The organism is Paraburkholderia pallida (genome assembly GCF_004524855.1).
Lineage (GTDB): Bacteria > Pseudomonadota > Gammaproteobacteria > Burkholderiales > Burkholderiaceae > Paraburkholderia > Paraburkholderia oxyphila.
Window position 1 is genome coordinate 1,215,606 of record NZ_CP038149.1, and the last position, 25,781, is coordinate 1,241,386.

A 25,781-nucleotide genomic window follows, 5' to 3' on the forward strand; every position below is an offset into this window, starting at 1 on the left:
CATTTGCGAATGCGGCGCGGGCGGTATGAGCCGCCCGCGCCGTTGCCACTGCTTTTTGCCGGTTTCAATGCCTGCGCATCAGTAGTCCTTGGGGCGTGGCCAGTTCATCGTGAACTGGTCGCCGCGCTTGACGTATTTGTAGCGATGCAGCGCGAACCAGATCGACGCGACGATGTAGAACGCCATGATCGACAGCAGCGAGGCGCCATAGCCGAGATAAGTGGCGAAATAGGTCGCGGAGCACAGGCAGGCCAGCACGATCGCCGGTATCGGGTGAAACGGATGCACGTAGCCCCGGTTGATGCTGCCCAGCGGCCATTTACGGCGAAACTTCACGATATTGATCGACATGAACGTGTAGCCAAGGAGCCCGGACAGAATCGAGAACGTAATGACTTGATCGAGCAGCCCCGTGAAGGCGAACGAAATGGCGATCGGCACGAGAAAGATGATGGCGCGGTAAGGCGTGCGATAGCGCGGATGCACTGCGCCGAACCACATCGGCATATAACGGTCGCGCGACATCGAAAACCATGCGCGCGAAGCGTCGTTGATGCAGCCGTTGGCCGAAGCGATCGCCGAGAACAGCGTGCCCACGAACAGCAGCGTCTGCAGCCCCTTGTTGCCGGTGAGCCGCGCGGCGTCGTAGAGCGGCGTCACGGCCTGGCCGAGATACTCCCACGGCATGAGCCCGCTGGCCACGTACCAGGTCAGCGCGGCGGCGATCAGCAGCGTGATCATGCCGCACATCGTGCCGAGCGGGATCGAGCGACCCGCCGAGCGCACCTCTTCGGCGGCCTGGCAGGTGCCTTCGATACCGAGGTAGTACCACATGCCGAACTGCAACGCGGCAACCACGCCGAGCCAGCCATACGGCAACTGCGTGAGCAGTTGATGATGGAGCAGGACCTGGCCCGGATTCCACGGCTGCACGCCGAAGAACAGCACGACGATGGCAAGAAAGGCGATCGCCGTGATCACGAAATTGACCGTGAGCGTGACGAACACGCCGCGATAATTGAGCCACGCGAGAAAGGCGATCGTGACGAGCGCGAACGGGCGCGAGTCGATCGCATAACCCGAGTCGGCCGCCACGGCCTTGATCAGGTCGCCGACCACGAGCGCATCGGCCGCTTCCAGCATCGTATAGGCCATCACCAGATAGAGGCCCACATTGAACGCCATGAGCGGCCCGATGATGTGCTTCGCCTGCGTATACTGGCCGCCGGCCGCGGCCACGGTCGAGGTCACTTCCGAATCGATCATGGCCACGCAGGTATAGAGCAGGCCGATGATCCAGCAGGCGATCAGCGATCCATATGCACCGCCTTTGGCCACCGAAAAATTCCACCCCATGAACTCGCCCACGAGCACGATGCCCACGCCGAGCGCCCAAACGTGAATGGGCCCCAGCACTTTCAGGAGTGCGATACGCTCTCCCTGCTGACCTGACACTGCTGCGTCGCTCATGCACCGCTCCTGTACAGGTTTATCTGAATGGATCGAAGCCGGCGCGCCGCTGAGGCCGCCGGAAAGGTGTCATCGTGATTCGGTGAGGGCTATTCGCTGCCTTCGGTCGAGCTCATCAGGAAATCGTCGCTATACGCGCGGGAAACGCGCAACGCATCGACGAGAATCCATGCGAACAACAGGATCGAAAGCGCCCAGGCGGCATGGCTCAGCAGTGCCCAGAAGTTCATGGCGTCACTCTCCAAATTTTTCGGCGATCACCTGCCGGTATTGTCTTTCCGATACGCGCAGCACGAAGACGAAATAGCCGACGATCACGAGCGCCGTGACGATCAACGATCCCGGATCGACTACGTAGTCGAACTTGGTGGTGATGATGGGTTTCGCCTGCGCGGCGTCGTAGCCGAGCTTCTGCCACTGCGCCTGCATCGTCGGATTCTGGCCCAGCGCCTGCCACGACACCGGCGTTGCCGCGGCTTGCGCCGGCGCCGGCTGCTGGTCCGGCGCCTTGAGCAGCAGTGGCGCGAGCAGGCTGCAATACACGAGCACCAGCAGAAACAGGCTATCCACCAGTTGCCCGAAACCCTTCTGTACAGGAGGAACGTATTCCGATGCCATGTCGAGTTTCCTCTTCAGTTGGCATTGCGTTGAACGGTTCAGCATTGAGGAGGCCGCGTGCCACGGGAAGCCGTGGGGCGGGGTCAGGCAAGCACTTCCTCTTTCTCGTCGTCGCGAAGCGCGGCCTTGCGCAGGCGGTTTTCGTCGAGATGGTGGATGTCCAGACCGTAGATGTGGTCCTTGTCCTCCTTGTAGTGCCGCACCATTGCCGTCACCGACGCGGTGTTGAAGACGAGCACACCGATGGCGCCGATCGTAAGCGCGACGCGGACCGCGGGATCCGTCACGGACAGGCTCACTGCAAAGTAGACATATCCCAGCGCCACCCACAGCGCCAGCAAGGCAATGCCCGCCATCAAACGGTCTCGGGCAAACATGCTGTCGACGCGCTTTCGCATTCGGTAATTCATGCTCAATCCCTCCATTGGTGAGGTGAAACGGTAAGGTGTTCGGTATCGCCCTTCGTGTTTCCCTTTCAGCAACAAAGTTTCACCGTGGTATTTATTGTGGATTGGGCTCCGCGTGTCAATACTGTTTTTGGGGGTAGATAGAGACCCTAAGTGGGATGGGGGCGCGCTTTTGCGGAGCGCTTGAGGGCCGCTTTTTAAAGTGGTTTGCTATGCGGTGCGGATTAACTTGTTTTCGCGGCGGGCCGCGGGCGTTGCCCCTGTGCGGGGCGGCACCTACTTTTCTTTGCAGCCGCAAAGAAAAGTAGGCAAAAGAAAGCGGCTCACACCGCTAGTGTGACGCAGTCCACCACCGCCCTGTTGATCGGAGCGGCTCCGGGGCATCCGTCTTCCCGCACATTCCGCCTTGGTGACAAGGGGCTCATCCTTCCCGCCATGCGCTACGCGCGGGCGGAAGGGTATGCAAGGGAAACCGGGCGGGTGGCCGGCGAATGCGCTGGGGTGCCGCCCGGTGAGTGCGCGAAGGCGCTGACCGGTAAATGAGCGGGAGTGCTGACCGGTAGACGCGTTGGGTTCTGACCGGTGCATGCGTTGGCGTGCTGATTGGTAAATGCACGGGGGTGCTGATTGGAGAATGCACGGGCGTGCTGGTTGGCGAATGCGTGTGCAAGGCGCCGAGCGAATATATTTGAGCGCAACAAATGCGTGTACATCCCACTGGTTTTGGATATACCCCACGGCGCGCGCAGCGCCGCCGGATGGATGAGCCCTTAGTCACTCCGCTATACGCCCCGTGGCGACAGACGCTCCGGAGCCGCTCCGATATACAGGGCAGTGGTGAACTGCGTCACACTGGCGGTTTGAGCCGCTTTCTTTTGCCTACTTTTCTTTGCGGCTGCAAAGAAAAGTAGGTGCCGCCCCGCACAGGGGCAACGCCTGCGGCCCGCCGCGAATACAAGTTAAGGCAAATACTCAAGCAGAGCATAGGCATCAGTACGCGGCCACTACAGCAATGCGATCACCTGGCACAGCACACCCGGCGTGCCTCCCGCGCACGCCCCCTACGCACGCCCTCTACCCCTTGGGTGATACCCACTCCGAATCATTGATAGCGCACTTTTGGCGGCTGATGCTCGCCGCACAGATACGCCGGACCACATTCCCGCCCATGGACATTTGCCGCTTCGACGATTTCGTTGCAGGACGCGCACTAGTCATGCGCGGCGCGCACTCGCGAATCACGGCTCGCGACCGCAGCGAGTTCGCACACGCAATGCAAAAAATCGACGCGGCTCGCGCAAAAGGCCAATGGATCGCCTTGATCGCCAACTATGAAGTGGGCTATTGGCTCGAACCGTCATTGCATGACCGAAGCGAACCGGCGGACGACAAGCACCCGCACCTAAGCGCGCTAGTCTTCGACGAAGTCCATGAGGAACCCTCCTGCGAACCCCTCGCAATTGACACACAAAGCGAGATCCTCTCGATCAAACCGCGCATCGGCAAGCATCGCTACATGGAGCAGGTGTCCGAGATCCGCAGACTGATCGCCGCGGGCGAGGTCTATCAGATCAACTATACGTTTCCGCTAGACGTGCATACCCGCGGCGACGCCGGTTCGCTGTACCGGCGCCTCGCCAACGCGAACCCGTCCGCGCATGCGGCCTATATCGAGGATGGCGATCGCCGGATTCTTTCGTTCTCCCCGGAACTGTTCCTGCACCACGGCGGCGGCAAGCTGACGACACGGCCCATGAAGGGCACCGCGCCGCGCGATGCCGATCCCGAGCAAGACCGCCGTTTCGGCGCGCAATTGCAGGCGAGCGCCAAGGATCAGGCCGAGAACCTCATGATCGTCGATCTCCTGCGCAACGATCTCGGGCGCATTGCGCGCACCGGTTCGGTCGCCGTGGAGAACCTGTTCGCGCTGGAACAGTACGCGACGGTCTGGACCCTCACCTCGACGATCACCGCCGATATCGGCGAGCCAAATCTCGAACGCATCCTGCGCGCGCTCTTTCCGTGCGGCTCGGTCACGGGCGCGCCGAAGATCGCTGCGATGCATCACATCCGCCGCCTCGAAATCGCGCCGCGCGGCGTCTATTGCGGAAGCATCGGATGGCTCGCGCCGGATGGCCGATTCTCGATGAACGTCGCCATACGCACCCTCGTCCTCGATCGTAGCGGCGAGGGCGTCTATTGCGTGGGCGGCGGCATCGTCATGGATTCGGACCCGGCGCGCGAGTGGGAAGAATGCAAGTGGAAGTCCCGCATCATCGGTTCCTGGTGAATGTCCCGCCTGCGTCGTTCGCGTCACAGGCGGGCTATCCATGCAGTACTGCACGGGTTCGGGCGGCCCGGCAATGCGCCAGCACCAGCACGAACCTCCCTGTCCACGCCCGTCAAATCAGGATCCAATGCCAGCTCATGAATAAACACCTTCCTTGCGCCGCGCTCGCGGCACTCTTCGTTGCCGGCCAGGCCCATGCGCAAAGCAGCGTCACGCTCTATGGCGTGATCGACGATGGCTTGAACTACACGTCGAACGCTCGTGGCCATAGCGCCTACGCGATGGTCAGCGGCGATACCAACGCTTCGAATTTCGGGCTCAAGGGCACGGAGGATCTCGGCGGCGGCCTCTCCGCCATCTTCACGCTCGAAAGCGGCTTCAATGTGAACAACGGCGCGTTGAGCATGAGCGGGTCGATCTTTAGCCGCCAGGCATTCGTCGGGCTCAGTTCCGCGGCCTACGGCACGCTCACGCTCGGGCGCCAGTACGACGCGACCGTCGACATGTGGAGCCCCTTCACGGCGGCGGGCAACACGATCGGCGACCTCGCGGCGCATCCGTTCGACAACGACAACTCGGACCAGGACTTCCGCTTCAACAACGCCGTCAAGTACGTGAGCCCGACATTGGCGGGGTTTCAGGCCGAAGGCGTCTATGGCTTCAGCAACGCCACCAACTTCGCCGACAACCGCGCGTACAGCGCGGGCATCACCTATGGCGCCGGACCGTTCTCGGCGGCGGTGGCCTACATGCGGCAGGCCAACGGCAACCTGAACAGCACGGGCGCGGTGGGCGGCGACGGCGTATTCACCGCCGCGCGCCAGCAGAACATCGACGCAGGCGTGAAATGGACCTTCGGCGACGGCTCGAACGTTGGTCTCGCCTACTCGCATACCGACGTCTATCAACCGACCGCCAACGCCTATGCCCCCGACATCGGCACGCAAGCGTGGTCGTCGTGGAAGTTCGACAACGTCGAAATCAACGGCCAGTACTTCATCAATCCCGCGCTCTCGCTCGCCGCCTCATACACCTACACGCATGGCAACCTCAAGGAGACCTCGGAAGGATCGAGTCCGAACTGGCATCAGGTCGCGCTCATGCTGAACTACTCGTTGAGCAAGCGGACTTCGATCTATACGCAAGGCGCTTATCAGCACACGAACGGCAAGACGGGCACCGACCTCGATGGGGCACACATCGTCGGCGCCGCGGATCTCTCTTCGAGTGAGAACCAGGCCGTTGTGCGCGTCGGTTTTCTGCACCGCTTCTAACGCATTGATGAAGCATAGCCAGGCACGGCGCGCGTAGCGCCTGCCGCTACCACTGTGGGCATACCCCCTCTTCTGGATAGCGGCCCTGGACAAGTTCGTAAAAAATGCCGCTTAAAGACACTGCGCGCATCGGCAAGAAAGCTTCGGCAGCATGGCCCGTGTTGCGCGCTTCGCCCATCCCTCATCGCTTATTACGGAGCGTCTTCCATGGCAAATTCGTGGCGTATTTCGGCACTCGCGGACCGTCATCGCGCGCTGGGCTCCAGGCTGGAAGACTGGAACGGCATGGGCATGGCATGGAGCTATACGGCGGATCTCGCGGACCATCACGAGGCGATCCGCACCAAGGCCGGCCTCATGGATGTCTCGGGCCTGAAGAAGGTGCATTACGTCGGCCCGCACGCCGAGAGCCTGCTGAACTGGGCGACCACGCGCGATATCGGCAAGCTCTATCCGGGCAAGTCGGCCTATGCGTCCATCCTCAACGAAGACGGCAAGTTCATCGACGACTGCATCGTGTACCGTACCGGCCCGAACGCGTTCATGGTCGTGCACGGCGCGGGCACCGGCTACGAGCGCCTCGTGCGCTCCGCCCATGGCCGCCAGGTGGCCGTGCTGTTCGACGACGACCTGCACGATCTCTCGCTGCAAGGACCGGCCGCCGTGGAATTTCTTGCCGAGCACGTCCCAGGCATCCGCGAGCTGCCCTACTTCCACCACGTGCAGACGCGCCTGTTCGGCCGTCCGGTCACGATCTCGCGCACCGGCTATACGGGCGAGCGCGGCTATGAAATCTTCTGCAAGGCCGTGGATGCGCCGCTGATCTGGGACACGATCCTCTCGAAAGGTGCGGGCTTCGGCATCATTCCCTGCGCGTTCGCCGCGCTCGACTGGCTGCGCGTGGAAAGCTATCTGCTGTTCTACCCCTACGATAATTCGGAAACCTACCCATTCAGCAACGAGAAGGCCGGCGACACCCTGTGGGAGCTGGGCCTCGACTTCACCGTGTCGCCGGGGAAAACCGAATTCTGCGGCGCCAGCGAGCACTTCCGGCTCGCCGGCAAGGAGCGCTTCAAGATTTATGGCGTCGACGTGAGCGCGTCTCGCGCCACCGCTGCGGGCGACACGTTGTGGCAGAAAGGCCGCCAGGTTGGCGTCATTACCTGTGGGATGTACTCGCGGCTCACGAGGCGCTCGCTGGCCATCGCGCGACTGGATGTCGATCAGGCACACAACGGCGCCCCGCTCGAGGTCAGGGGCAGTATCGAGGCGCGCGCGACCGCATCCGAGCTGCCCTTCGACGACCCTGAAAAGAAAAAGCGCACTGCGATGGGATGAGCGGCCGGTGTGGCCAACACGGGAGCCGTGAACCCATGAACCGTACGGAAACCAGAGTCCTGGTCAAGCGGGTCGCGCAATGCCGCGACCCGCAGGCCGCATTATCGCTGTACGAGCACAGCATTGCCGCCGGGCACAAGCGGATCGCCTTGCTGCGCTATATGGATGCGCGCGATCTATCCGTGCCGATGACGCAGCGGCACCACGCCTACGCGTGTGCCGTCGCGAACGCACTCAGCGACCGGGAGATGGAGGCCGTCGCGCGACAGGCGCTGAAACGCAGCCGCGATCGTCAGGCGCCCCCAGGAAACGCAAATGGCCCGTAACGGGCCATTGACTTTATCGAAGGTCGTGCTGACCCCGATTACAGCGGCTGGATATTCGCCGCCTGCTTGCCCTTGGGGCCCTGCTTCACCTCGAAGCTCACGCGCTGGTTTTCCTGCAAGGACTTGAAGCCCTTCGCCTGGACTTCGGAGAAATGCGCAAACAGATCATCGCCGCCGTCGTCCGGCGTAATGAACCCAAAACCCTTCGCATCGTTGAACCACTTCACTGAACCTGTTGCCATTTCTCTGTCGCTTCCATAAACCGTTAAATTGAACGCCGACGGGGACTTGCCGGTCGGGTCAAGCATATTGACCGGACCCACCTTCTCCCTGCAATAGGCGTTTTTGCGGATGACGGCGACATATTGTTGTCATATTGGCATTGGGTGCCGCTTCAGGGACGACCGCTCGAACGCGGCATCCCGCCCCCTTTTTTCAACATCGAACGCGTTTTGCGGGGCAGTCGAGATCCAGCGAGCTGATCGCGTCAGCAAGGATTCTCTCGTCGCGGTTGTGCGGCGGATACTCGCCGATCGTCGGCAGGAATACCTGCGCTCCGGCCTCAAATGAAGCCATTGACAGTGCGCATGTGCCGGCCTCGGAGGCGGTCGAAGGCGACCAGATCTGCTCGCCATAGCAGGCTCGCCCTGCTTGGCGCCACGACACGACAATACGATTTCTGCCCAAACGTTCCAGCACCTGGATATGCGGCGGCGGGAACGGCTGTGCCTGAGGTGGACGCATGGCAGCGATCACGTGGTCGGGGCCCGGCACACATCGCGGCTCCCCACCCGCCGCAACGAGCATCGTCCCGCGACAGCGCCGGGCGCCACATCGGCAAACGAATCGCTCGCGCATCGCCGGGCTGATCTCCCGGCCAAGACCGAGCGCGTAGTCCAGCGTAATCTCCCGGTCGATACGGATCGGGCGCGATGCTCGGACAAAGATGCGGCCGGCGCGCTCGTCCGCCACGCAATTCGGGTCGCAAGAATGGTTGATCCAGCGCGCCGGATTGCCGTTGCATTCGCCGTCGATGATGCGACCGTCACGGGTGCCCAACAAGAACACGCGACCATACCGCAACGCTCCGGCAGTCGGAGCCGCAAGCGCCGTTTCCGGGTCCACGCACGTGCCTTTGTATTCGAGCAGAACTTCGCCGGCGCGCAAGTCGCGCCGCGCGAATACCCCGCGACCCAAGCGCGGCGACTTGCGCACAATCACGCGAGAAATGCGTTTCCCACCAGAGTTCATGACGTCGCTATCAGCACGACTCGCCGAGCTGATCCAGAATCGCCGGGTTCTCCAGCGTGGAAGTGTCCTGCGTGATCGCCTCGCCCTTCGCGAGCGAGCGCAGCAAGCGGCGCATGATCTTGCCCGAGCGCGTCTTCGGCAGGTTCTCGCCGAAGCGGATGTCCTTGGGCTTGGCGATCGGACCGATCTCCTTGCCCACCCACGCGCGCAGTTCCGCGGCGAGCTTCACGGCATCCTCGCCCTGCGGACGCGTCGCCTTGAGCACCACGAACGCCACCACGGCTTCGCCGGTGGTGTCGTCGGGGCGGCCCACCACGGCGGCTTCGGCCACGAGCGGGTTCGCCACCAGCGCCGACTCGATCTCCATCGTGCCCAGGCGGTGGCCCGAGACGTTCAGGACATCGTCGATGCGGCCCATGATCGTGAAGTTGCCCGTGTCCTTGTCGCGCACGCTGCCGTCGCCGGCCAGATACAGCTTGCCGCCGAGTTCCTCGGGGAAGTAGCCCGACTTGTAGCGCTCGGGTTGGCCCCAGACGTTGCGGATCATCGCGGGCCACGGGCGCTTCACGACGAGAATGCCGCCCTGCCCGTTGGGCACGTCCTGGCCGGTTTCGTCGACGATCGCCGCCATGATGCCCGGCAGCGGCAGCGTGCACGAACCCGGCACGAGCGGCGTCGCGCCCGGCAGCGGCGTGATCATGTGGCCGCCGGTTTCGGTCTGCCACCAGGTGTCGACGATCGGGCAGCGCTTGCCGCCCACGTTCTCGTAGTACCAGATCCACGCTTCGGGATTGATCGGCTCGCCCACCGTGCCGAGGATGCGCAGCGAGGAAAGGTCGTAGCTCTTCGGATGGACCTTCGCATCGGCTTCCGCGGACTTGATCAGCGAGCGGATGGCCGTGGGGGCCGTGTAGAACACCGTGACCTTGTGCTTCTGGATCATCTCCCAGAAACGGCCCGCGTTCGGGTACGTGGGAATGCCCTCGAACATCACCTGCGTCGCGCCGGTCGTGAGCGGCCCATAGGCGATATAGCTATGGCCTGTGACCCAGCCGATGTCGGCCGTGCACCAGAACACGTCGGTGGGCTTCCAGTCGAAGGTCCACTTCATGGTCTGCGCGGCCCACAGCAGGTAGCCGCCCGTGCTGTGCTGCACGCCCTTGGGCTTGCCCGTCGAGCCCGACGTATAGAGGATGAAGAGCGGGTGTTCCGCGCCCACTGGTACCGGCGCGCAGGTGTCGCTCTCGGCGGCCGAGACTTCGTGCATCCAGTGATCTCGGCCTTCGGTCCAGCCGGTCTTGCCGCCCGTGCGCTGGTAGACGATCACGCTCTTCACCGCCTCGCAGCCACCCATGGCGATGGCTTCGTCGGCGATGTTCTTCAGCGGCAGCGCCTTGCCGCCGCGCATCTGCTCGTCGGCGGTGATGAGCGCGACGGCGCCCACGTCCACCATGCGCTCGTTGAGCGACTTCGACGAGAAGCCGCCGAACACCACCGAGTGCGTCGCGCCAATGCGCGCGCAGGCCTGCATCGCCACCACGCCTTCGACCGACATCGGCATGTAGATGACCACGCGGTCGCCCTTCTTCACGCCGCGCTTCTTGAGCGCGTTGGCGAAGCGCGAGACGCGCGAGAGCAGGTCCTTATAGGTGATGTTCGTGACGGTGCCGTCGTCGGCTTCGAAGATGATCGCGACGCGCTCGCCGTTGCCCGCTTCCACATGACGGTCGAGGCTGTTGTACGAGGCATTGAGCTCGCCGTCCTCGAACCAGGTGTAGAACGGCGCCTTCGACTCGTCGAGCACCTTCGTGAAGGGCTTTTGCCACGTCAGCGTTTCGCGCGCAAGGCGCGCCCAGAAACCTTCGTAATCGCGTTCGGCTTCGGCGCAGAGCGCGTTGTAGGCGTCCATGCCGGACACCGTGGCGTCCGCCACCGTTTGCGCGGAAGGCGCAAACACGCGGTTTTCGTGAAGCACCGATTCAATTGCAGACATGTCTATTCCGTAAAGTGTCTCGAAAGCGCGGGCATCGCATTCAATTCAGCGCGGCAGCGACACCCTGGCGAATCTCCCCGATCGAGCCCAGTCCCGAGACCCGGCGGTAAGCCGGCGCCCGAAGGCCGTTTTCAGCGCCGCGGCTGGCCCAGTCGGCGTAGTAGCCAATCAGCGGCCGGGTCTGCGCCTCATACACCTCGAGGCGCTTCCTGACCGTGTCTTCCTTGTCGTCGTCACGCTGGATCAGCGGCTCGCCCGTGACGTCGTCCCTACCCTCTACCTTGGGCGGATTGAAGCGCACGTGCCAGGTCCGCCCCGACGCCGGGTGCGTGCGGCGGCCCGTGATGCGCTCGACGATTTCCGACGCCGGCACGTCGATCTCAAGCACATAGTCGATCGCGACACCGGCATCCTTCATGGCCTCGGCCTGCGCGAGCGTGCGTGGAAACCCATCGAACAGATAGCCCTTCTCGCAGTCGGGCTGTGTCAGGCGCTCCTTGACCAGGCCGATGATCAGCGCATCCGGCACGAGCTTGCCGTCGTCCATGTAGCCTCTCGCTTGCACGCCGAGCGGCGTGCCGGCCTTGACGGCCGCGCGCAGCATGTCGCCCGTCGAGATCTGCGGAATGCCGAACGTCTCCTTGATGAACGCGGCCTGCGTGCCCTTGCCGGCGCCGGGGGCGCCCAACAGAATCAAACGCATGATGGGTCTCCAGTTGTCTGCCACACGCAATCAATAGCGGACAGCGGCAGAGCGCCGTTGCCGCCAGTACCCCACTACGGCAAGGGCGAGGCTGCTGCCGAGGGTTGCGACCACTTCCTGACGGTGATCCGGGTTGCAGAGCATGACCACGCTGGCTGCAACGATCATGACGATCACGGCAAGCGCGAGGAACGGATGAAACCACATCTTGACCCGCAGCTGCGCGGCCGTGAGATGGCGACGCAGCCGTACCTGGCAGATGGCAATGACGAAGTAGACGAGAAGCGCAATCATGCCGGTCGTGGACAGCAGCGCTTCGAAAACGTACTTGGGCGCCAGATAGTTGGCGGCGACGCCGCCGAAGGCCACGATGGTCGATCCGAGCACGGCATACACGGGGACACCGGCGGCGTTCGTATTCGTCACGATCGAGGGCGCCTGCTTTCTCTTGCCAAGCGAGAACAACATCCGCGAGCACGTGTAAAGCGAAGAGTTGAGGCAGCTACCCACCGCAGTGAGAATGAGCACGTCCATGATCGGCTTCGCGTAAGGAATGTGGAACGCTTCGAGCACCGACTGGTAGGAGCCGATCTGCACAAGACTCGGATTGTTCCAGGGGATCACGCAAATGATCACGGCGATCGAGCCGATGTAGAAGAACGAGATGCGCCAGATGACCGACTTGATGGCCCGCGAAATTTCTCGCGCGGGATTGGCGGACTCCGAGGCGGCGATGGTCACGATCTCGGTACCGAGGAAAGTCGACATGGTGGTGAGCAGCGCGCCCACAACAGGCAGGAAGCCGCGTGGCATGAAACCGCCGTGCCCCATGATGGTCTGGACCGGCGTCGGATGGACTTTCGGCAGGATGCCTGACAAGGCAACGACGCCGCATCCAATGAATCCAATGATGGCGACGACCTTGATGACCGCGAACCAGAATTCGAGCTCGCCGTAATGCTTGACGCTCACCAGGTTCGCGCCGGTCATCAGCAGTGTCACGCCCAGACAGAGCTCCCACACCGGGACCGTGGGAAACCAGGTATTCAGAATGTTGGCCGCGGCCGTTGCCTCCATGGGCACCACGAGCACCCAGAACCACCAGTACATCCAGCCGATCGTGAAACCGGCCCACGGGCCGATTGCCTTGTCGGCGTAAGTCGAGAACGAGCCGGAGTCGGGCATCGCGCAGGCCATCTCGCCCAGCATGCGCATGACGAGCACGACTAGCAGGCTGGCGAACAGGTAAGCCAGGATAGAGGCCGGCCCCGCCTCGGCGATGGCGTGCCCGGAGCCGACGAAAAGCCCGGCGCCAATACATCCGCCGATCGAAAGCATGACGACGTGGCGCTGCTTCAGGCCCGCGCCGAGTGCGTGATTGCTGGGCGCTGCGAAGGCGTCACTGCTATCCGGATACTCCATGCCCTCGGCACCCGGTGCAACGGCCAATGTTGCCGACCCGCCGTTCTGCGAAGAATTCAGTGGTTGTTGCATGTCTCTTCCCGTGTCTCGTCTATTTATCGGAAACTGCTTGATTCGTGGGGAAAACAGCTACATCAGGACATCGAATGATTCATTTCCGGAACGCGTGCAGCGTCCGTGTCAGTGGCCTTTGGGCCCGCTCGCTCGCGCTCCAGCAACGGATAGGCGAGCGCGCAGATGTGTGACTGAATGCGCACGAGGTCGCGCAGCACGTCCAGGTGCAGCGAGCTCGACGCCAGACTGTCCGGCTGGCCCTCGCGCAGCCGCTCGAGGTGACGCTCGCGCGCCGCGCGTTCGAGCCGCCGCAGCGCCTGCTTGTCGTCGATGAGCTGCGCCGCGGTTTGCTTGCGCCCCGAGACGAGCAGCGCCTGAGCACGGTGGAAGCTGTCGATCACGGACGCATGCATCGCGCGCAGCTCCTCGGCGCCCTCGGGCGAAAAGCTCAGTTGCATCTTGATCTTTTTCTGTGCGAGCTCCAGCAGGTTCTTGTCGATGATGTCGCCAATATGCTCGAGGTTGATCACCGCCGTCATGATCGCCGAGGCCCAGCGCCGATCCTCCTCGCTGAGCGGCTCGCGCGTCACCTCGGTGACATAGCGCTTGATCGCGTCGTGCAGCCTGTCCACGGCGTCGTCGCGGTCCGCAAGCTCGCTTACGGCGCGGCGGTCGTCGGCGAGCAGCACCGGCACGCTCGCGCGCAGCATCGACTCCACGATCTCGCCCATCCGCAGCACCTCGCGCGCCGCACAGGCGAGCGCCTGCGACGGCGCTTGCAGCGCGACTTCATCGAGGTAGCGCGGCGCATCGGCATCGTCGGCAACACTTTGCGCCGGCAGCAGCCGTTCGAGCAGGCGGGCCACCGGATCGAGCAGGCCGATGAACACCACGGCGATCGCCACGTTCAGGCCCGTATGGAAGTTGGCGATCGCGCGGCTCGCATCGCCGGGCAGGCTGTCGAGCAGGTTCGCGAGGGGCGAGCATACACCGAGCAGCAGCACGCACACGCCGCCGCGCAGCAGCAGGTTGCCGGCCGGCAGCCTGCGGCGGCTGCGGTCCTCGCCTTTGGCGGCTTCGAAATACGGGTTGAGCGCACTGCCCACGTTCGCACCGAGCACCATGGCGATCGCGCTGTCCATCGGGATCGAATGCAGGTTCGCAAGCGACATCACGAACAGCACGACGGGAATGCTCGAATGCGCGGCCCACGTGAGCACGCAGGCCAGTGCGGCGTTGAGCACTGGTTCGCCAGCCAGTGCGCCGAGCACCGTGCGCAGTGCGGGCGCGGTTTCGGCGGGCTGCACCGTGGAGACGAGCAGCGTGAGCGCGAGCAGCATCAGGCCGAGGCCGATCGAGGCGCGGCCGATGTCGCGGTTGCGCGAGTCCCTGGCGCGTTCAAACAGGACCATGCCTACCAGCAGGCACGCGGGCGAGATCCAGCTCAGGTCGAGCGCGAAGGCCTGAACAATGAGCGTGGAGCCCACGTTCGCGCCCAGCATGATCGCGAGCCCGGTCACGGGGGCCATCAGCCCGCGCGCCGCGAACGACGACGCGATCATGCCGGTTGCCGTACTGCTTTGCAGCGCGCCCGTGATCGCCAGCCCCGCGCAGAACGCGTTGAAGCGGTTGCCAAGGCTTCTCGCCATGAATCGCCTGAGCGATGCGCCGAACGCGCGCATCAGCCCCGACTCGACCATATGCAGGCCCCATGTGAGCAACGCGACACCGCCTGCGAGATGTAGCACGATCAGGATCATCCGGTACCTCCTTTGCGGGGTGTGCGCGTGCACGGCGTACGTCCCCGCGGCAATGGCTTCCTCGCGTATTGCCGGAGCGCCTGGCAGTTGCGAGGGTGTAACGGCGGGTGGCGGCGTGACGCGTACCTCGGCCAGGATCACCGCGCGGCCCGACTGGAAACCCCGGGCCGGTCGTCATGCATGACCGGCCCGGCACCCATGTCACTCCCAGGGCATCGACCACGTCCTGATGTTCGTGTAGCCCTTCATCGCCTCGACCATGCCCTCCTTGTGGCCATTGCCCGAATCCTTGATGCCGCCGAACGGTGACATCTCCGTGCGATAGCCCGGCACTTCCCAGACGTTGACGGTGCCGACGTCCAGCTCCTTGATGAACTTCGTCGTGTAGTCGAGCCGGTTCGTGCAGATACCCGAAGACAGGCCATAAGCGGTCGAGTTGGAGATGCGGATCACCTCGTCGATGCGGTCCGGCACGCGGATGACCGGAATCACCGGGCCAAAGGTTTCCTCGCGCACGAGTTCGCAGTTGTAGGGCACGTGGTCCACGACCGTGGGTGCGAACAGCGCGCCCTTGCGCGGGGCGCCATACAGGACGCGCGCGCCATGCGCCTCGGCGTCGGCCACGCGGCGCTCGAACAGTTGCGCGGACGCCTCGTTGATGACGGTGCCCACGTCCACGCTCGGGTCCATCGGGTCGCCGCACTTGAGCTTCTTCGCATGCACGAGCACCCGTTCGACGAACTCGTCCGCTACGCTCTCCACCACCAGAATGCGCTTGACCGCCGTGCAGCGCTGGCCCGAGTTCTTGGTCGCACCAGCCACGGCGAGCTGCGCGGCGCGGTCGAGGTCCGCATCTTCCATCACGATCAGCGGGTCATTGCCGCCGAGCTCCAGCACGGTGCGCCGGTAGCCGGCATTTTGCGCGATGTACTTGCCCACGCGCACCGAGCCCGTGAAGGTGACGAGATCGCAGTGCGGGTCCGTGATCATGGAGTCGCCCATCGTGCGCGGGTTGCCGGTCACGACGCTCAGCATCTCGGGCGGCAGGCCCGCTTCATAGAGCACGTCGGCAAGCGCGAGCGCCGTGAGCGGCGTGAGCTCGGTGGGCTTGAGCACCACGCGGTTGTTGGTGGCGATGGCCGGCGCGAGCTTGTGGCTCACCATGTTCAGCGGGTGGTTGAACGGCGTGATGGCCGAGATCACGCCGAGCAGCGGCGTGCGCGTCGTAAAGATCTTGCGGTTCTTGCCGTTCGGGCTGATGTCGCACGCATAGACTTCGCCGTCGTCCTTGATCGTGAGCTGGGCCGCGAACGACCAGACATCGTAGGCGCGGCTCGCCTCGTAGAGCGAGTCCTTCCAGCACAGCCCCGACTCCGCGGTGATGAGGCGCGCAAAATCTTCCTTGCGGTCGCGCAGCACCTCGGCGGTGGTTTGCAGGATGCGCTGGCGCTCGAAGCGCGTGAGCTTCGGGACTGCCGCGTGGGCCTTGGCGAACGCCTGCGCGACGTGCTCGGGCCGGCCAGCGGGCACGGTGCCGACCACTTCGTTCGTGTACGGGTTCAGGACTTCGATCACTTCGTCGGTCGCGACCTGCCGGCCGGCGATGCGCATGGACTCCTGCTTGACTGCGGGTTGCGTCATGACGTTCATCACTTACCTCGTTCTGGGATCCTGTGATGCACGCCGCCGAAGAATGTGGGCAGCGGCGTGCGGGGCGTAACTTGCGTTAGGCGATGGCGATTTGCACGACGTGGTTCAGCGCGACGTCGAAGATGTCGAAGTTGCGCAGCGCGCGGTCCGCCGGCCAGTCGGTCTTGCGGTTGACGAGCAGCGGCACGCCCTGCTCCGAGATCCCGCCGTGCGAGCGCAGCGGCTCGGTGAGGCCCGAGAAGTCGTGGCGCGCAGCGCTCGTGCCGAACACCTTGCTGCGCGTGCCGATCACGACGATGTCGCCGACGCGGTCGGGCGGCAGCTCGAAGCGCTCGCAGGCCGCCGCGCTGTCGAGCGCGAGCTCCACGCCGTCGGTCTTGCGCAGGCGCTCGAGCAGCGCCGCTTGATCCGCGCCTTCGGGCAGATAGACAGTCGCGAACGAGCCGAGCGCGCCGTGGTGCGCGACATACGGATCGGTGATCGGCAAGATCACGCGGGCGTTGCCCTTGCCGGTCCACTCGTCGAACAGGTCCTGCAGATAGAGCACGTCGGGCTCGCCGTTCGCGCGGTGCTTGTCGTTCATGCCGTGGTCGGCGGTGATCGCGAGCACGCAGCCTGCCGCATCGAGCTGGCCCACGTAATGGTCGAACATCGCGTAGAAGTCGTTGGCCTTCGGCGAGCCCGGCGCGGCCTTGTGCTGCACGTAGTCGGTGGTCGACAGATACATCAGGTCGGGGCGGAAGGTGTCGAGCAGCTTCACGCCGGCCGCGAACACGAACTCGGAGAGATCGGCCGAGTAGACATCGGGCAGCGGCTTGCCGACGAACGCGAGCACATCATCGATGCCGTTGGCCGCGCGCGTCGCCTGGTCGGCTTTTTCGGCGGAGAAGGCGATCGCGCGGCCGCTCGCAAAATCGAGCCCCTTGCCCAGCAGCGTGCGCAGCTTGTCCTTCGCGGTGACCACGGCCACCTTGGCGCCGGCGTCGTGAAACGCTGCGAAGATCGTGGGCGCACGCAGGAAGCGCGCGTCGTTCATCATCACTTCCTCGCCGCTCGTGCGGTCGTAGAAGTAGTTGCCCGCGATGCCGTGCACCTTGGGCGGACGGCCCGTGAGGATCGAGAGGTTGTTCGGGTTCGTGAAGCTCGGAATCACGCACTGGGCGATGCGGTTCATGCCCGTGCGCAGCATCTTCGCGAGGTTCGGGGCGCGCCCGGCCTTGATGGCTTCCTCGATATAGGCCGGCTCCGAGCCGTCGAGGCAGATCACGACGACGGGCGCGTCGGGAAGCCGGTATTCGCGGCCGTTCACGGTCAGTGTGGTGTCCTTCAGTGCGCTCATGGCGTCTCCTTTCATGCCGTCTTTGCAAGGGCGCCGGTCATGCCCATGGATTCGAGAACCTCGGCGATGGCGGCGAGCGCAGCGCGCATTTCCTTTTCGCCGAGGCGGCCGATACAGCCGATGCGGAACGAGTCCGCCACGGTAAGCTTGCCCGGGTAGATCACGTAGCCGCGCGCCTTCAGACTTTCGTAGAACTGATTGAATACGAAGCGCGGGTCGTCGGGAATGTGGAACGTGACGATGATGGGTGCCTGCAGCGCATCGGGCAGCAGCGGCTTGAAGCCGAGTGCGCGCATGCCTTCGAGCAGGATCTTGCAGTTGGCGCGATAGCGCGCGCCGCGCCCCGCCACGCCGCCTTCGGCATCGAACTCGTTGAGCGCCTGGTGGAACGCCACGATCACATGGGTGGGCGGCGTGAAGCGGTACTGGCTCGTCTTCTCCAGGTTGGTCGATTGCTCGTACAGATCGAGCACGAGCGTGGTGGCGTTGCCCTGGGTGCGCGAGAGCGCCTCGCGCCGGCAGATCACGAAGCCGAGGCCCGGCACGCCTTCGATGCACTTGTTCGACGATGCCGCGACCGCGTCGATATGCATGGTCTGCACGTCGAGCGGCAACGCGCCGAATGCGCTCATCGAATCGACGAGATAGCCCTTGCCGTACTTGTGCGCGAGCGCGCCGATCTGCGCGATGGGGTTCAGGATGCCCGAGGTGGTCTCGCAATGAATCGTGAACACATGCGTGATCGACGGCTGGCTCGCGAGCAGCGCTTCGACCTGCGCGAGATCAGGCGGCGTGTCTTCGGCCGTTTCGTACACGACAGTCTTGCGGCCGGCTATATCGAGAATGCGCTTCGCGCGCTTGCCGTAGGCGCCGTTGATCAACACCAGCACCTCGCCTTTCGCGGGCACGAAGGTGGTGAGCATCGCCTCGACGGCGAACGTGCCGGAACCCTGCATCGGCACGGTCACCCAGTCACCCGCGCCGTTCGCAATCTCCGCCAGCCTCGCGAGCACCGAGCGGTTGATTTCGACGAAGTTCGCGTCGCGCGATCCCCAGTCGTGAACCATCGCGGCCTTGACGGTGCGCGAGGTGGTGAGCGGGCCGGGCGTGAGCAGAAGCGGATCGCCGGTTTCTGAAGCTGCGGGAGGGGACGAGAGGGATGTGGCCGTCATGATGTGTCTCCGTGGATGTCGGGTCGGTCATTGCGTCACTGCACTGTTGCGTCACTTTATGGGACGCAACAAAATCAGTCAATATGCAACAAATCGCCACATTACCAGGGGATATACCGATCGCAGATCGCCATGATTTTTCACTCGGCGAGCGATACAGCGCAGGCTGTTCGTAAGAAATGCCGTCAGGCTCCGCGTGGCTGAGCCCGATTCGGTTTGCACGGCATGGCGTCAGGGACCAGGCGGTCATCTGGCAGCGTCTTATTCCTGATGGGCGGAGATGCCAAAAAGTGCCGTTTAGGGGTGCTGGTAGTTGTGGATTCGCAAATGCCACAAATTGCCACAAATCTGCTCGAGGTCCTTTGCCGGCATGGCGACGTGGAACCTGTCGAGTACGCGCTCGCCAAAATCGGGCTGGGCACGGCGCACGGTGTCGCCGCCAACGGAGAGGAAAGTTACCGGCTGGCCCGAGCCGACGCCTTCCTGTGCAAGAAAGGCCAGCGTTCGATCGGCAGGCTCGGGCTCGGGTGTGTGGAGGTAAGCGAAGCAGCGTCCGCGAGCGTCATTGCGCCAAAGGCGCGATGTCCGCTCAAGGGCGAGGAACCTTAAAACTTATGTCGAATGCCCGCGAGGACCGCCGTCTGGTTTTTTGAACTCGACGGCGCGTTCAGGAACGTCACCGCCTCTGCCAACGGTCCCGAGGCACGGATATAGTCCGCGTACAGGTAGACATCGGTTCGCTTGCTCAGGAAATAGTCGATCGCAGCCTGCGCCGTATTCCAGTGTGAACTTGCGACGATCCCGCCATACACGCCGTTCGTATAAAGATAAGCAGCGGAAACGAACAACGCGGGCGTCACGTCGTAGACCGCGATTGCATCCACGTTATTCAGGTGCAGGCTGGTGTGATCCAGATACGAGTATTGGACATTTGAATACATGCCGGCGAGTTGCACGCGGCCAAAATCGTATTCGCCCCCTGTTGCGATGACCTGTTGACGTCGGACGCCCACCTGACTGTTCAGCGGACTCGAATGAAAGAGCGCAAACGGTGCGCCCGAATAATCATCGGTGACGGCCCCCGAAGCGTTGAGGACGGCACCCGGGTAGTCGAGGTCCAGATAGGCCACCGCGAACTGCACGGGGCCCTTGGCATAGTTGATTCCGGTGCTGAACGCCCGGTTTTGCTGGAAGGCGCCGGCCTTGTTGGAAAAGGCATACAGGGCCTCGAATTCCACGCCAAAGAAGTTGGGCGAGCGGTACTTGATCGAATTGTTGTACCTGAAGTTGCCTTCGACATTGTCGTTGCTCCCGACGCTCGTTCCGAGGCCGGGCCCCAATGCCTGCGGTTCAATCCGGTCCAGGTAGTCGAACAGCACGTCATACTGGCGGCCGGCCGTCAACGTACCGTATTGCGTGCTGGACAGACCGACGAACGCCTGACGCCCGAACATCCGCCCGCCTTGCCCCAACTCGCCGTTCGTGCTGCTGAAACCGTTCTCCAGTGTCGCGACCGCCTTCAATCCCCCGCCCAGGTCTTCAACAATACGCAATCCCCAGCGATTGTTCTGGTTTGCCCCCGACACCATGGCTACAGCGCTATGGCCACCTTCATTGCTGACATACTCGATACCCGTCGCGATGATGCCGTAAAGCGTTACGGAGCTTTGAGCGTGTGCTCCTGCCGTGATGGTCGAAAGGACCATCAGGCTTGCCAGTTTATAGTTCATTGCCATGTCTCCTTATGCGTAAACCTTTGAATAAATATAGTTATGCTAAATTTATGGAATTGGGATGACCTCGATAGATCCACAATTGGTTAGCCCGAAACCTCGGGCAACGAAGCAGCCGCAATCACAGAAATATCTGAATGGCAGGCAGAGGGGCATCGCAATTAAGCAATTCGACCCGCTTCTTAAGAATCCTCAAGTCCCCGTTTTCCAGAACCAGTTCATGACTCGCCGTGGCGGCGTATATCCACTGCTCGCCACCACGCGTCTCGCTATAGATCATTGGGGTATGGGCCCGATAGATTTCCTCGCCGCCCTCTTCCGGCAGGTTGACGAAGGGCCGCTGCAGGACATGCAGACAGCGGCTCGCCGGCTGCTGGGAATGGGCGTGAGGCTGCTTCAACCGCTCAATCCGAAGCCTCAGCATCACAAGATCTTCGTACATGAGCGAAGCGTGGTTAGCCGCATCCGATTGCCCCGGCACCATCGGCATCCAGTACACGCCGCCCGTCGCGAAGCGCTCATACCACTCATCAAAGCGCTTCTCATCCAGCAACCGCGCCTCTTCATAGATGAATTCAATCACCGCATCGCGCATCGAATCGCTACTTTTCATGCTTGTGTCCTCAAACTAATCATGCCCCTCGTGTGCCGTGACTGCCGCGCCATCGGAGATGCGCCGCGTCGCGTGACGGCTCTACAGGTCAAGGACCAGCCGGCCTTGACGCGCCCTGGAGACGCAAATCTGCATGACACGCCCTGAGCGCCTTTCCGCCTCACTCAGGCAGTAGTCCCGGTGATCGACGTCACCCTCAATAACCGCTGTCTGGCAAACACCGCACTCACCTCGCCTGCAGTCGTAGAGGGGGTCCAGCCCCGCTTCGAGCAGCGTGTCCAGAATCGTCTTGTCAGGCCGGACCTGCAGCACCCGGTTCGATTGGCGCAATTCCACTTCGAATGCCGTGTCGGCTGCGTCTGGCCCGGTTTCCGAAAACAGCTCGACATGAATTCGACTGCGCGCCCAGCCACGCTCGATCGCGAGGCTGATGGCAGCGTCGACCATGCCCTTCGGGCCGCAGACATACAGCGACGTGGCCGGATTTGTCGCGTCCAATACACGTGCGAGATCCAGGCGGGTCTCGGGAACGTCGTCGTAATGACGCGCGAGCCGCTTGTCTGCCAATGCGGACAGTTCCTCGATAAATGGCATGTTCAAGCGGCTGCGTGCGCTGTAGTGCAACTGAAACTTCCGCCCCGCACCTGCGAGTGCGGCAGCCATCGAAGTAATAGGCGTGATGCCAATTCCGCCCGCGATCAGAACGGCGTACCCCTCGGGATCGAGACCAAACCCGTTGACGGGATGCCCGACCACCAGCCTGTCCCCCTCCCGGACCTGCTCATGCATCCATCGCGATCCGCCTTTGCCGCCGTCTTCCCGCTTCACGGCGATGTCATAACTCTGCGGGCCTGCCGTTGCCGCGGCGTCGGTGTCGAAGTTCACGAGCGAATAGTGTCGCCACTGCACGCCGCCGTCTGGAAACACGCGCACCCGGATGTGCGCACCGGCCGCAAAGGCTGGGAGCGCAGAACGGTCCGGCAGCACTAGCCGGTAGGACTGGATTTCGGGCGTCAACGACCGGATTTCATCGACGATCAGCTCGAGCGTCGCTTCGTCATGACAGTTCATCGCATTGCTCCCGCGCCAGTTCGTCTTCTCCATCAGCCCGCTGTCCCATTAAATCGACCCACGAGCGATACATGTTGCGCATCAGGACCTCGTCGTTGCCGCTGACGTCCGCGGGCGCTCCCCCGTGCTCGCCCCCCCGGCATTCCCGATGCAAACTGACCCATGGATTACCTCGCGCCGCCAACGCCGCCTGCATCGTTTCGAATACCTGAATGTCGTCATGGGCCACCACCGACATCGGCGAGAAGACGAGCCGGTTGTATGACAGCGTGCGTTGCAACAGCTCCGTCGGCGCGCCAACCGGTTCCAGCGCGAAGATCTCGACCAGCGTGCGGTTGACCGCAAGCGGCCGGATCACCCGCATGGTTTGCGGCGTGCTCTTGATCGCGAGCGTCGGAAACAGCACGGAGTTCTGTGGTGTAAAGGCGAGGATCTCCGATACGCGCGGCTCTCCGTGTGCCTTCACCAACGCGTCGCGGTAGTCCGCAGGCAAGTCCTGCCCCGTATGGATGCTGGATCGCGTGCCCAGAATGCAGTGGCCGTTTGGAAAGATGCGCGCGCCGGCCTGCTGATAGAAGTCATAGCTCGACCCGAACGGGAGCAGTTGCTCCAGTTCCATAGGCTTCGGCTCGTCGTGTGCCCACTCCTGCGCAATGTCGCGCGCGGTCTGCCAGGCCGACGCGTGCGTCGAGATGGGATGCACCGCGTCGATCACGTTCTCGAGGTACATCTTCCAGTTGCAGTTCATCACGCTGCGAAAGACGCCTCCGGCAATCCGCAGTTCGCCGGTTGGCGACCGGTCAGCGAGATTGTCCAGCACGCCCAGCATGTCGCCGAAGTAATCCTCGAAAGCGATGCCATCGCGCGCCAGCCGGGCAAATACAAAGCCGCGATACGTTGCCGTGGCGACGCTTTCGAGTCCACGTGAGTTCTCGCAGGCGGCGAGCCGTGTGCCCTCATAGCCTGCGCGCAATGGCACCGCGAGCGGTTTGCCATCGGTCCGGTAAGTCCATGCGTGATAGGGGCACTTGAAGAATTTCCCGACATTGCCGGAAGGCGCGGATACCAGCATCGCGCCTTTGTGTGCGCAGCGATTGAGCATGATCCGGACCGTGCCGTCGGCCTGTTTGATCATGACCAGTGGCTGACCGGCAACCGACGTGGTGATGAAGTCTCCGGCGCCCGGCACCTGGCTCTCGTGTCCCACATAGACCCATGATCGCGCGAACAAGCGTTCGCATTCGAGCTGAAAGAGTTCGTCGTTGAGATAGACGTCGCGATGGACGCGATCGTCGTCGAACAACGTCCGGATTGCCTCCGGATCATGACGGAATGAAAATGACGGTCTCATTTCAGATTGCCCTCCTGACTCCGGTCTTCCCGGTACGCAACGAATTCGCAGGCCCCTCCCGACATCGCGCCACACGCAACCTCTTCGGCCACGATAGGACCACCCAGAATCTGCTTCGCCACTGACTGCAATATGCCCACGACGGGCGCACACACCGGGCATGACGACACGCCATGCCCCCAGGCAAACGGACTGTTGCGCACCGTCAGCCGCAGGCGGTCGTGCTCGAGCTCGGCGTCCCACTTTCCCCAGCCAAGGCCCGCGGAAGTCTCGCAGACCACGTCAAGCAGGGCCCGCCCATCGGCGTCTCTAGCGTAGGCCTCGATGCTCCGGCCGCCGTTTTCATACGCGGCGCGCGTGAAGCTCTTCAAGACCGCTGCACGGGTCGTCTCGTCGAGACCACGGAGTATCCCCATCAGCACATCGGGGCGCATCAGCAGATAGCGGCGCTTGCCGTCCAGGATTTCGCCCTGCTCCAGATCGTGTTCGAGGCGCGAAACGATGCCGTTCATCGTCGTGCTCCGCCGGCGCGCAGATGCCGAGGCAAGGTTTCCGGCGTGAACCTCAACGCGATAACAATGCTCAAGCCCAGCAGGAACAGATACGCAGCAACCGGCCACGGGCTCCGATAGTGGGCAAGCAGCCCTGTCGAGAGCATCGGCGCGAGGCCGGCACCCAGCACCGACGCGATTTCACGCCCCACCCCCAAGCCCGAGTAGCGCACATCTGCTGCGAAGAGCTCCGACATATAGGCTGGCTGAGCGCCTTCGAGCGCGCCGATCGCAATACTCGTCGAGAGCACATAGGCCATCACGATCAACGCTGTATTCCCGGACTGCAGCATGAAGAAGAACGGAAACGCCACGGCCATGATCCCGACTGCGCCCACCAGATAGATGGGGCGTCGCCCAAACCGGTCCGACAAGTAACCGAACCACAGCGAAAACGGGATCATCAACACCATCGAGACCGTCAAGGCCATCAGCAACAGGTTGCCCGGCAGGCCCATGAACTTCCCATAGGCCAGCGAGAACGCAAAGAGCACATAAGAAGCGCCACCTTCGCCAAAGCGCAGGCCAAATACCATCAGCAATTCTTTGGGATGATGTCGCAGCACTTCGAGCACCGGCATCCGGACCCGGGCATTAGAACTTTCGAGCTTGACGAACTCGGCGCTCTCCGGAATGCGCCGGCGCACGTAGTACCCGAGCCCGACAATGACGACACTGCCAAGAAACGGCAGCCGCCAGCCCCACTGCACGAAATCGTCATGGGGCAGCATCCTTGCCAGCAGGAACGCGGCCGACGACAGCACGAACCCCGTCGTCGCCCCACCGGGGCTCCATGCGGAAAGGAAGCCGCGCCGCGAAGGCGCCACGCTTTCGCTGATAATGAGGATGCTGCCGCTCCACTCGCCTCCCGCGGCCAGGCCCTGAACGACGCGCAACGCGAGCAGCAGCACCGGCGCCCAGATGCCAATGTGGTTGTAAGTCGGCAGCAGGCCCATGAGAAACGTCGCGGTGCCCATGATGAGCAGCGTCAGGATCAGCACCCGTTTGCGGCCGATCCGGTCGCCGAGGTGCCCACAGACAATCCCGCCAATCGGCCTCGCCATGAACCCCACGAGAAATCCGCCGAACGACAGCATCGTGCCAATAAGGGGATCCTTGCCGATTGGAAAGAAGAATTCCCCGAACACCAGTGCCGAGGCTGTGCCGTAGAGAAAGAAGTCGTACCACTCCAGGGCCTGTCCCACTACGGAAGTGATGACCGTGCGCCGTAAAGTCGATTCCGATACTTCGGCATCGCGACCCGTGGCCGAAATAGATGTACTTGAGTTCAAGATTGTCTCCTCGATATCACAAACGAGGTGGTTGAATACGAGCATCGATCATTCGATTGACCTGCTCGCTGTTCGGATGTCTTCGCGCGTTGCTCGACGTGTC

23 protein-coding genes and 1 pseudogene are annotated in these 25,781 nt (G+C 63.0%); 4 read left to right on the forward strand and 20 right to left on the reverse strand.

The window, feature by feature from the left end; translation table 11 throughout:
* Positions 1-78: 78 nt before the first annotated feature.
* From E1956_RS20640 to E1956_RS20650, 4 genes are all read right to left on the reverse strand, one after another.
* The gene (locus tag E1956_RS20640; RefSeq protein WP_134752435.1) at positions 79-1,470 is read right to left on the reverse strand and encodes an APC family permease; all 1,392 of its coding nucleotides are present in this window, start codon (positions 1,468-1,470) and stop codon (positions 79-81) included.
* A gap of 89 nt (positions 1,471-1,559) precedes the next feature.
* A complete protein-coding gene (locus tag E1956_RS46200) occupies positions 1,560-1,700 on the reverse strand; it encodes a hypothetical protein (RefSeq protein WP_028223261.1) in 141 nt (46 codons plus the stop codon).
* A 4-nt stretch (positions 1,701-1,704) separates the two neighbouring features.
* A complete protein-coding gene (locus E1956_RS20645; protein WP_134752437.1) occupies positions 1,705-2,088 on the reverse strand; it encodes a hypothetical protein in 384 nt (127 codons plus the stop codon).
* Positions 2,089-2,171: 83 nt separating this feature from the next.
* On the reverse strand, positions 2,172-2,498 hold the full coding sequence (locus E1956_RS20650; RefSeq protein WP_134752439.1) for a hypothetical protein: 327 nt from the start codon (positions 2,496-2,498) through the stop codon (positions 2,172-2,174).
* A gap of 1,165 nt (positions 2,499-3,663) precedes the next feature.
* On the opposite strand from E1956_RS20650, the gene E1956_RS20655 reads away from it, so the two are divergent.
* From E1956_RS20655 to E1956_RS20670, 4 genes are all read left to right on the forward strand, one after another.
* On the forward strand, positions 3,664-4,785 hold the full coding sequence (locus E1956_RS20655) for an aminodeoxychorismate synthase component I (RefSeq protein ID WP_134754674.1): 1,122 nt from the start codon (positions 3,664-3,666) through the stop codon (positions 4,783-4,785).
* A 137-nt stretch (positions 4,786-4,922) separates the two neighbouring features.
* A complete protein-coding gene (locus E1956_RS20660) occupies positions 4,923-6,059 on the forward strand; it encodes a porin (protein WP_134752442.1) in 1,137 nt (378 codons plus the stop codon).
* A gap of 207 nt (positions 6,060-6,266) precedes the next feature.
* Entirely contained in the window at positions 6,267-7,397 is a 1,131-nt protein-coding gene (locus E1956_RS20665) for an aminomethyl transferase family protein (protein ID WP_134752444.1), read from the forward strand.
* Positions 7,398-7,432: 35 nt separating this feature from the next.
* Entirely contained in the window at positions 7,433-7,723 is a 291-nt protein-coding gene (locus tag E1956_RS20670) for a hypothetical protein (RefSeq protein WP_134752446.1), read from the forward strand.
* Between the two features lie 38 nt (positions 7,724-7,761).
* Here the strand turns inward: E1956_RS20670 and E1956_RS20675 are convergent, their stop codons facing one another.
* The 16 genes and pseudogenes from E1956_RS20675 to E1956_RS20750 form a co-directional block, all read right to left on the reverse strand.
* Positions 7,762-7,965 (reverse strand): cold-shock protein, encoded by a 204-nt coding sequence (locus tag E1956_RS20675; protein WP_134754676.1) that lies wholly within the window; start codon positions 7,963-7,965, stop codon positions 7,762-7,764.
* A gap of 193 nt (positions 7,966-8,158) precedes the next feature.
* The gene (locus E1956_RS20680; RefSeq protein ID WP_134752448.1) at positions 8,159-8,974 is read right to left on the reverse strand and encodes an SET domain-containing protein-lysine N-methyltransferase; all 816 of its coding nucleotides are present in this window, start codon (positions 8,972-8,974) and stop codon (positions 8,159-8,161) included.
* 10 nt (positions 8,975-8,984) lie between these two features.
* Positions 8,985-10,967, reverse strand: a complete 1,983-nt coding sequence (gene acs / locus E1956_RS20685; protein WP_134752450.1) for an acetate--CoA ligase — start codon at positions 10,965-10,967, stop codon at positions 8,985-8,987.
* A gap of 40 nt (positions 10,968-11,007) precedes the next feature.
* A complete protein-coding gene (adk, locus tag E1956_RS20690) occupies positions 11,008-11,670 on the reverse strand; it encodes an adenylate kinase (protein ID WP_134752452.1) in 663 nt (220 codons plus the stop codon).
* A 30-nt stretch (positions 11,671-11,700) separates the two neighbouring features.
* A complete protein-coding gene (locus E1956_RS20695; RefSeq protein WP_134754678.1) occupies positions 11,701-13,092 on the reverse strand; it encodes an amino acid permease in 1,392 nt (463 codons plus the stop codon).
* A gap of 134 nt (positions 13,093-13,226) precedes the next feature.
* The gene (locus E1956_RS20700) at positions 13,227-14,906 is read right to left on the reverse strand and encodes a Na/Pi cotransporter family protein (RefSeq protein WP_134752454.1); all 1,680 of its coding nucleotides are present in this window, start codon (positions 14,904-14,906) and stop codon (positions 13,227-13,229) included.
* Positions 14,907-15,107: 201 nt separating this feature from the next.
* The gene (gene phnY / locus E1956_RS20705) at positions 15,108-16,556 is read right to left on the reverse strand and encodes a phosphonoacetaldehyde dehydrogenase (RefSeq protein ID WP_134752455.1); all 1,449 of its coding nucleotides are present in this window, start codon (positions 16,554-16,556) and stop codon (positions 15,108-15,110) included.
* Between the two features lie 76 nt (positions 16,557-16,632).
* The gene (gene phnA, locus E1956_RS20710; RefSeq protein WP_134752457.1) at positions 16,633-17,895 is read right to left on the reverse strand and encodes a phosphonoacetate hydrolase; all 1,263 of its coding nucleotides are present in this window, start codon (positions 17,893-17,895) and stop codon (positions 16,633-16,635) included.
* A gap of 11 nt (positions 17,896-17,906) precedes the next feature.
* Positions 17,907-19,067: a 2-aminoethylphosphonate--pyruvate transaminase gene (locus E1956_RS20715; RefSeq protein ID WP_134752459.1), complete on the reverse strand. Its 1,161-nt coding sequence runs from the start codon at positions 19,065-19,067 to the stop codon at positions 17,907-17,909.
* Positions 19,068-19,400: 333 nt separating this feature from the next.
* A pseudogene (locus E1956_RS20720) lies at positions 19,401-19,637 on the reverse strand (ISKra4-like element ISBte1 family transposase); the annotation flags it as partial.
* A gap of 35 nt (positions 19,638-19,672) precedes the next feature.
* Positions 19,673-20,797 carry a porin gene (locus tag E1956_RS20725; RefSeq protein WP_232071764.1) on the reverse strand — a complete coding sequence of 375 codons (1,125 nt, stop codon included), beginning with the start codon at positions 20,795-20,797 and terminating at the stop codon, positions 19,673-19,675.
* A gap of 124 nt (positions 20,798-20,921) precedes the next feature.
* Entirely contained in the window at positions 20,922-21,413 is a 492-nt protein-coding gene (locus E1956_RS20730) for an aromatic-ring-hydroxylating dioxygenase subunit beta (RefSeq protein WP_134752462.1), read from the reverse strand.
* An 81-nt stretch (positions 21,414-21,494) separates the two neighbouring features.
* Positions 21,495-22,517, reverse strand: coding sequence for a PDR/VanB family oxidoreductase (locus E1956_RS20735; protein WP_232071766.1), 1,023 nt, complete (start codon positions 22,515-22,517; stop codon positions 21,495-21,497).
* On the reverse strand, positions 22,471-23,910 hold the full coding sequence (locus tag E1956_RS20740; RefSeq protein WP_335930003.1) for an aromatic ring-hydroxylating dioxygenase subunit alpha: 1,440 nt from the start codon (positions 23,908-23,910) through the stop codon (positions 22,471-22,473). The genes E1956_RS20735 and E1956_RS20740 overlap by 47 nt, the downstream gene beginning before the upstream one ends.
* Positions 23,832-24,347 carry a V4R domain-containing protein gene (locus E1956_RS20745; protein WP_134752464.1) on the reverse strand — a complete coding sequence of 172 codons (516 nt, stop codon included), beginning with the start codon at positions 24,345-24,347 and terminating at the stop codon, positions 23,832-23,834. The genes E1956_RS20740 and E1956_RS20745 overlap by 79 nt, the downstream gene beginning before the upstream one ends.
* A complete protein-coding gene (locus tag E1956_RS20750) occupies positions 24,344-25,678 on the reverse strand; it encodes an MFS transporter (RefSeq protein WP_232071768.1) in 1,335 nt (444 codons plus the stop codon). The genes E1956_RS20745 and E1956_RS20750 overlap by 4 nt, the downstream gene beginning before the upstream one ends.
* Between the last annotated feature and the right edge of the window lie 103 nt (positions 25,679-25,781).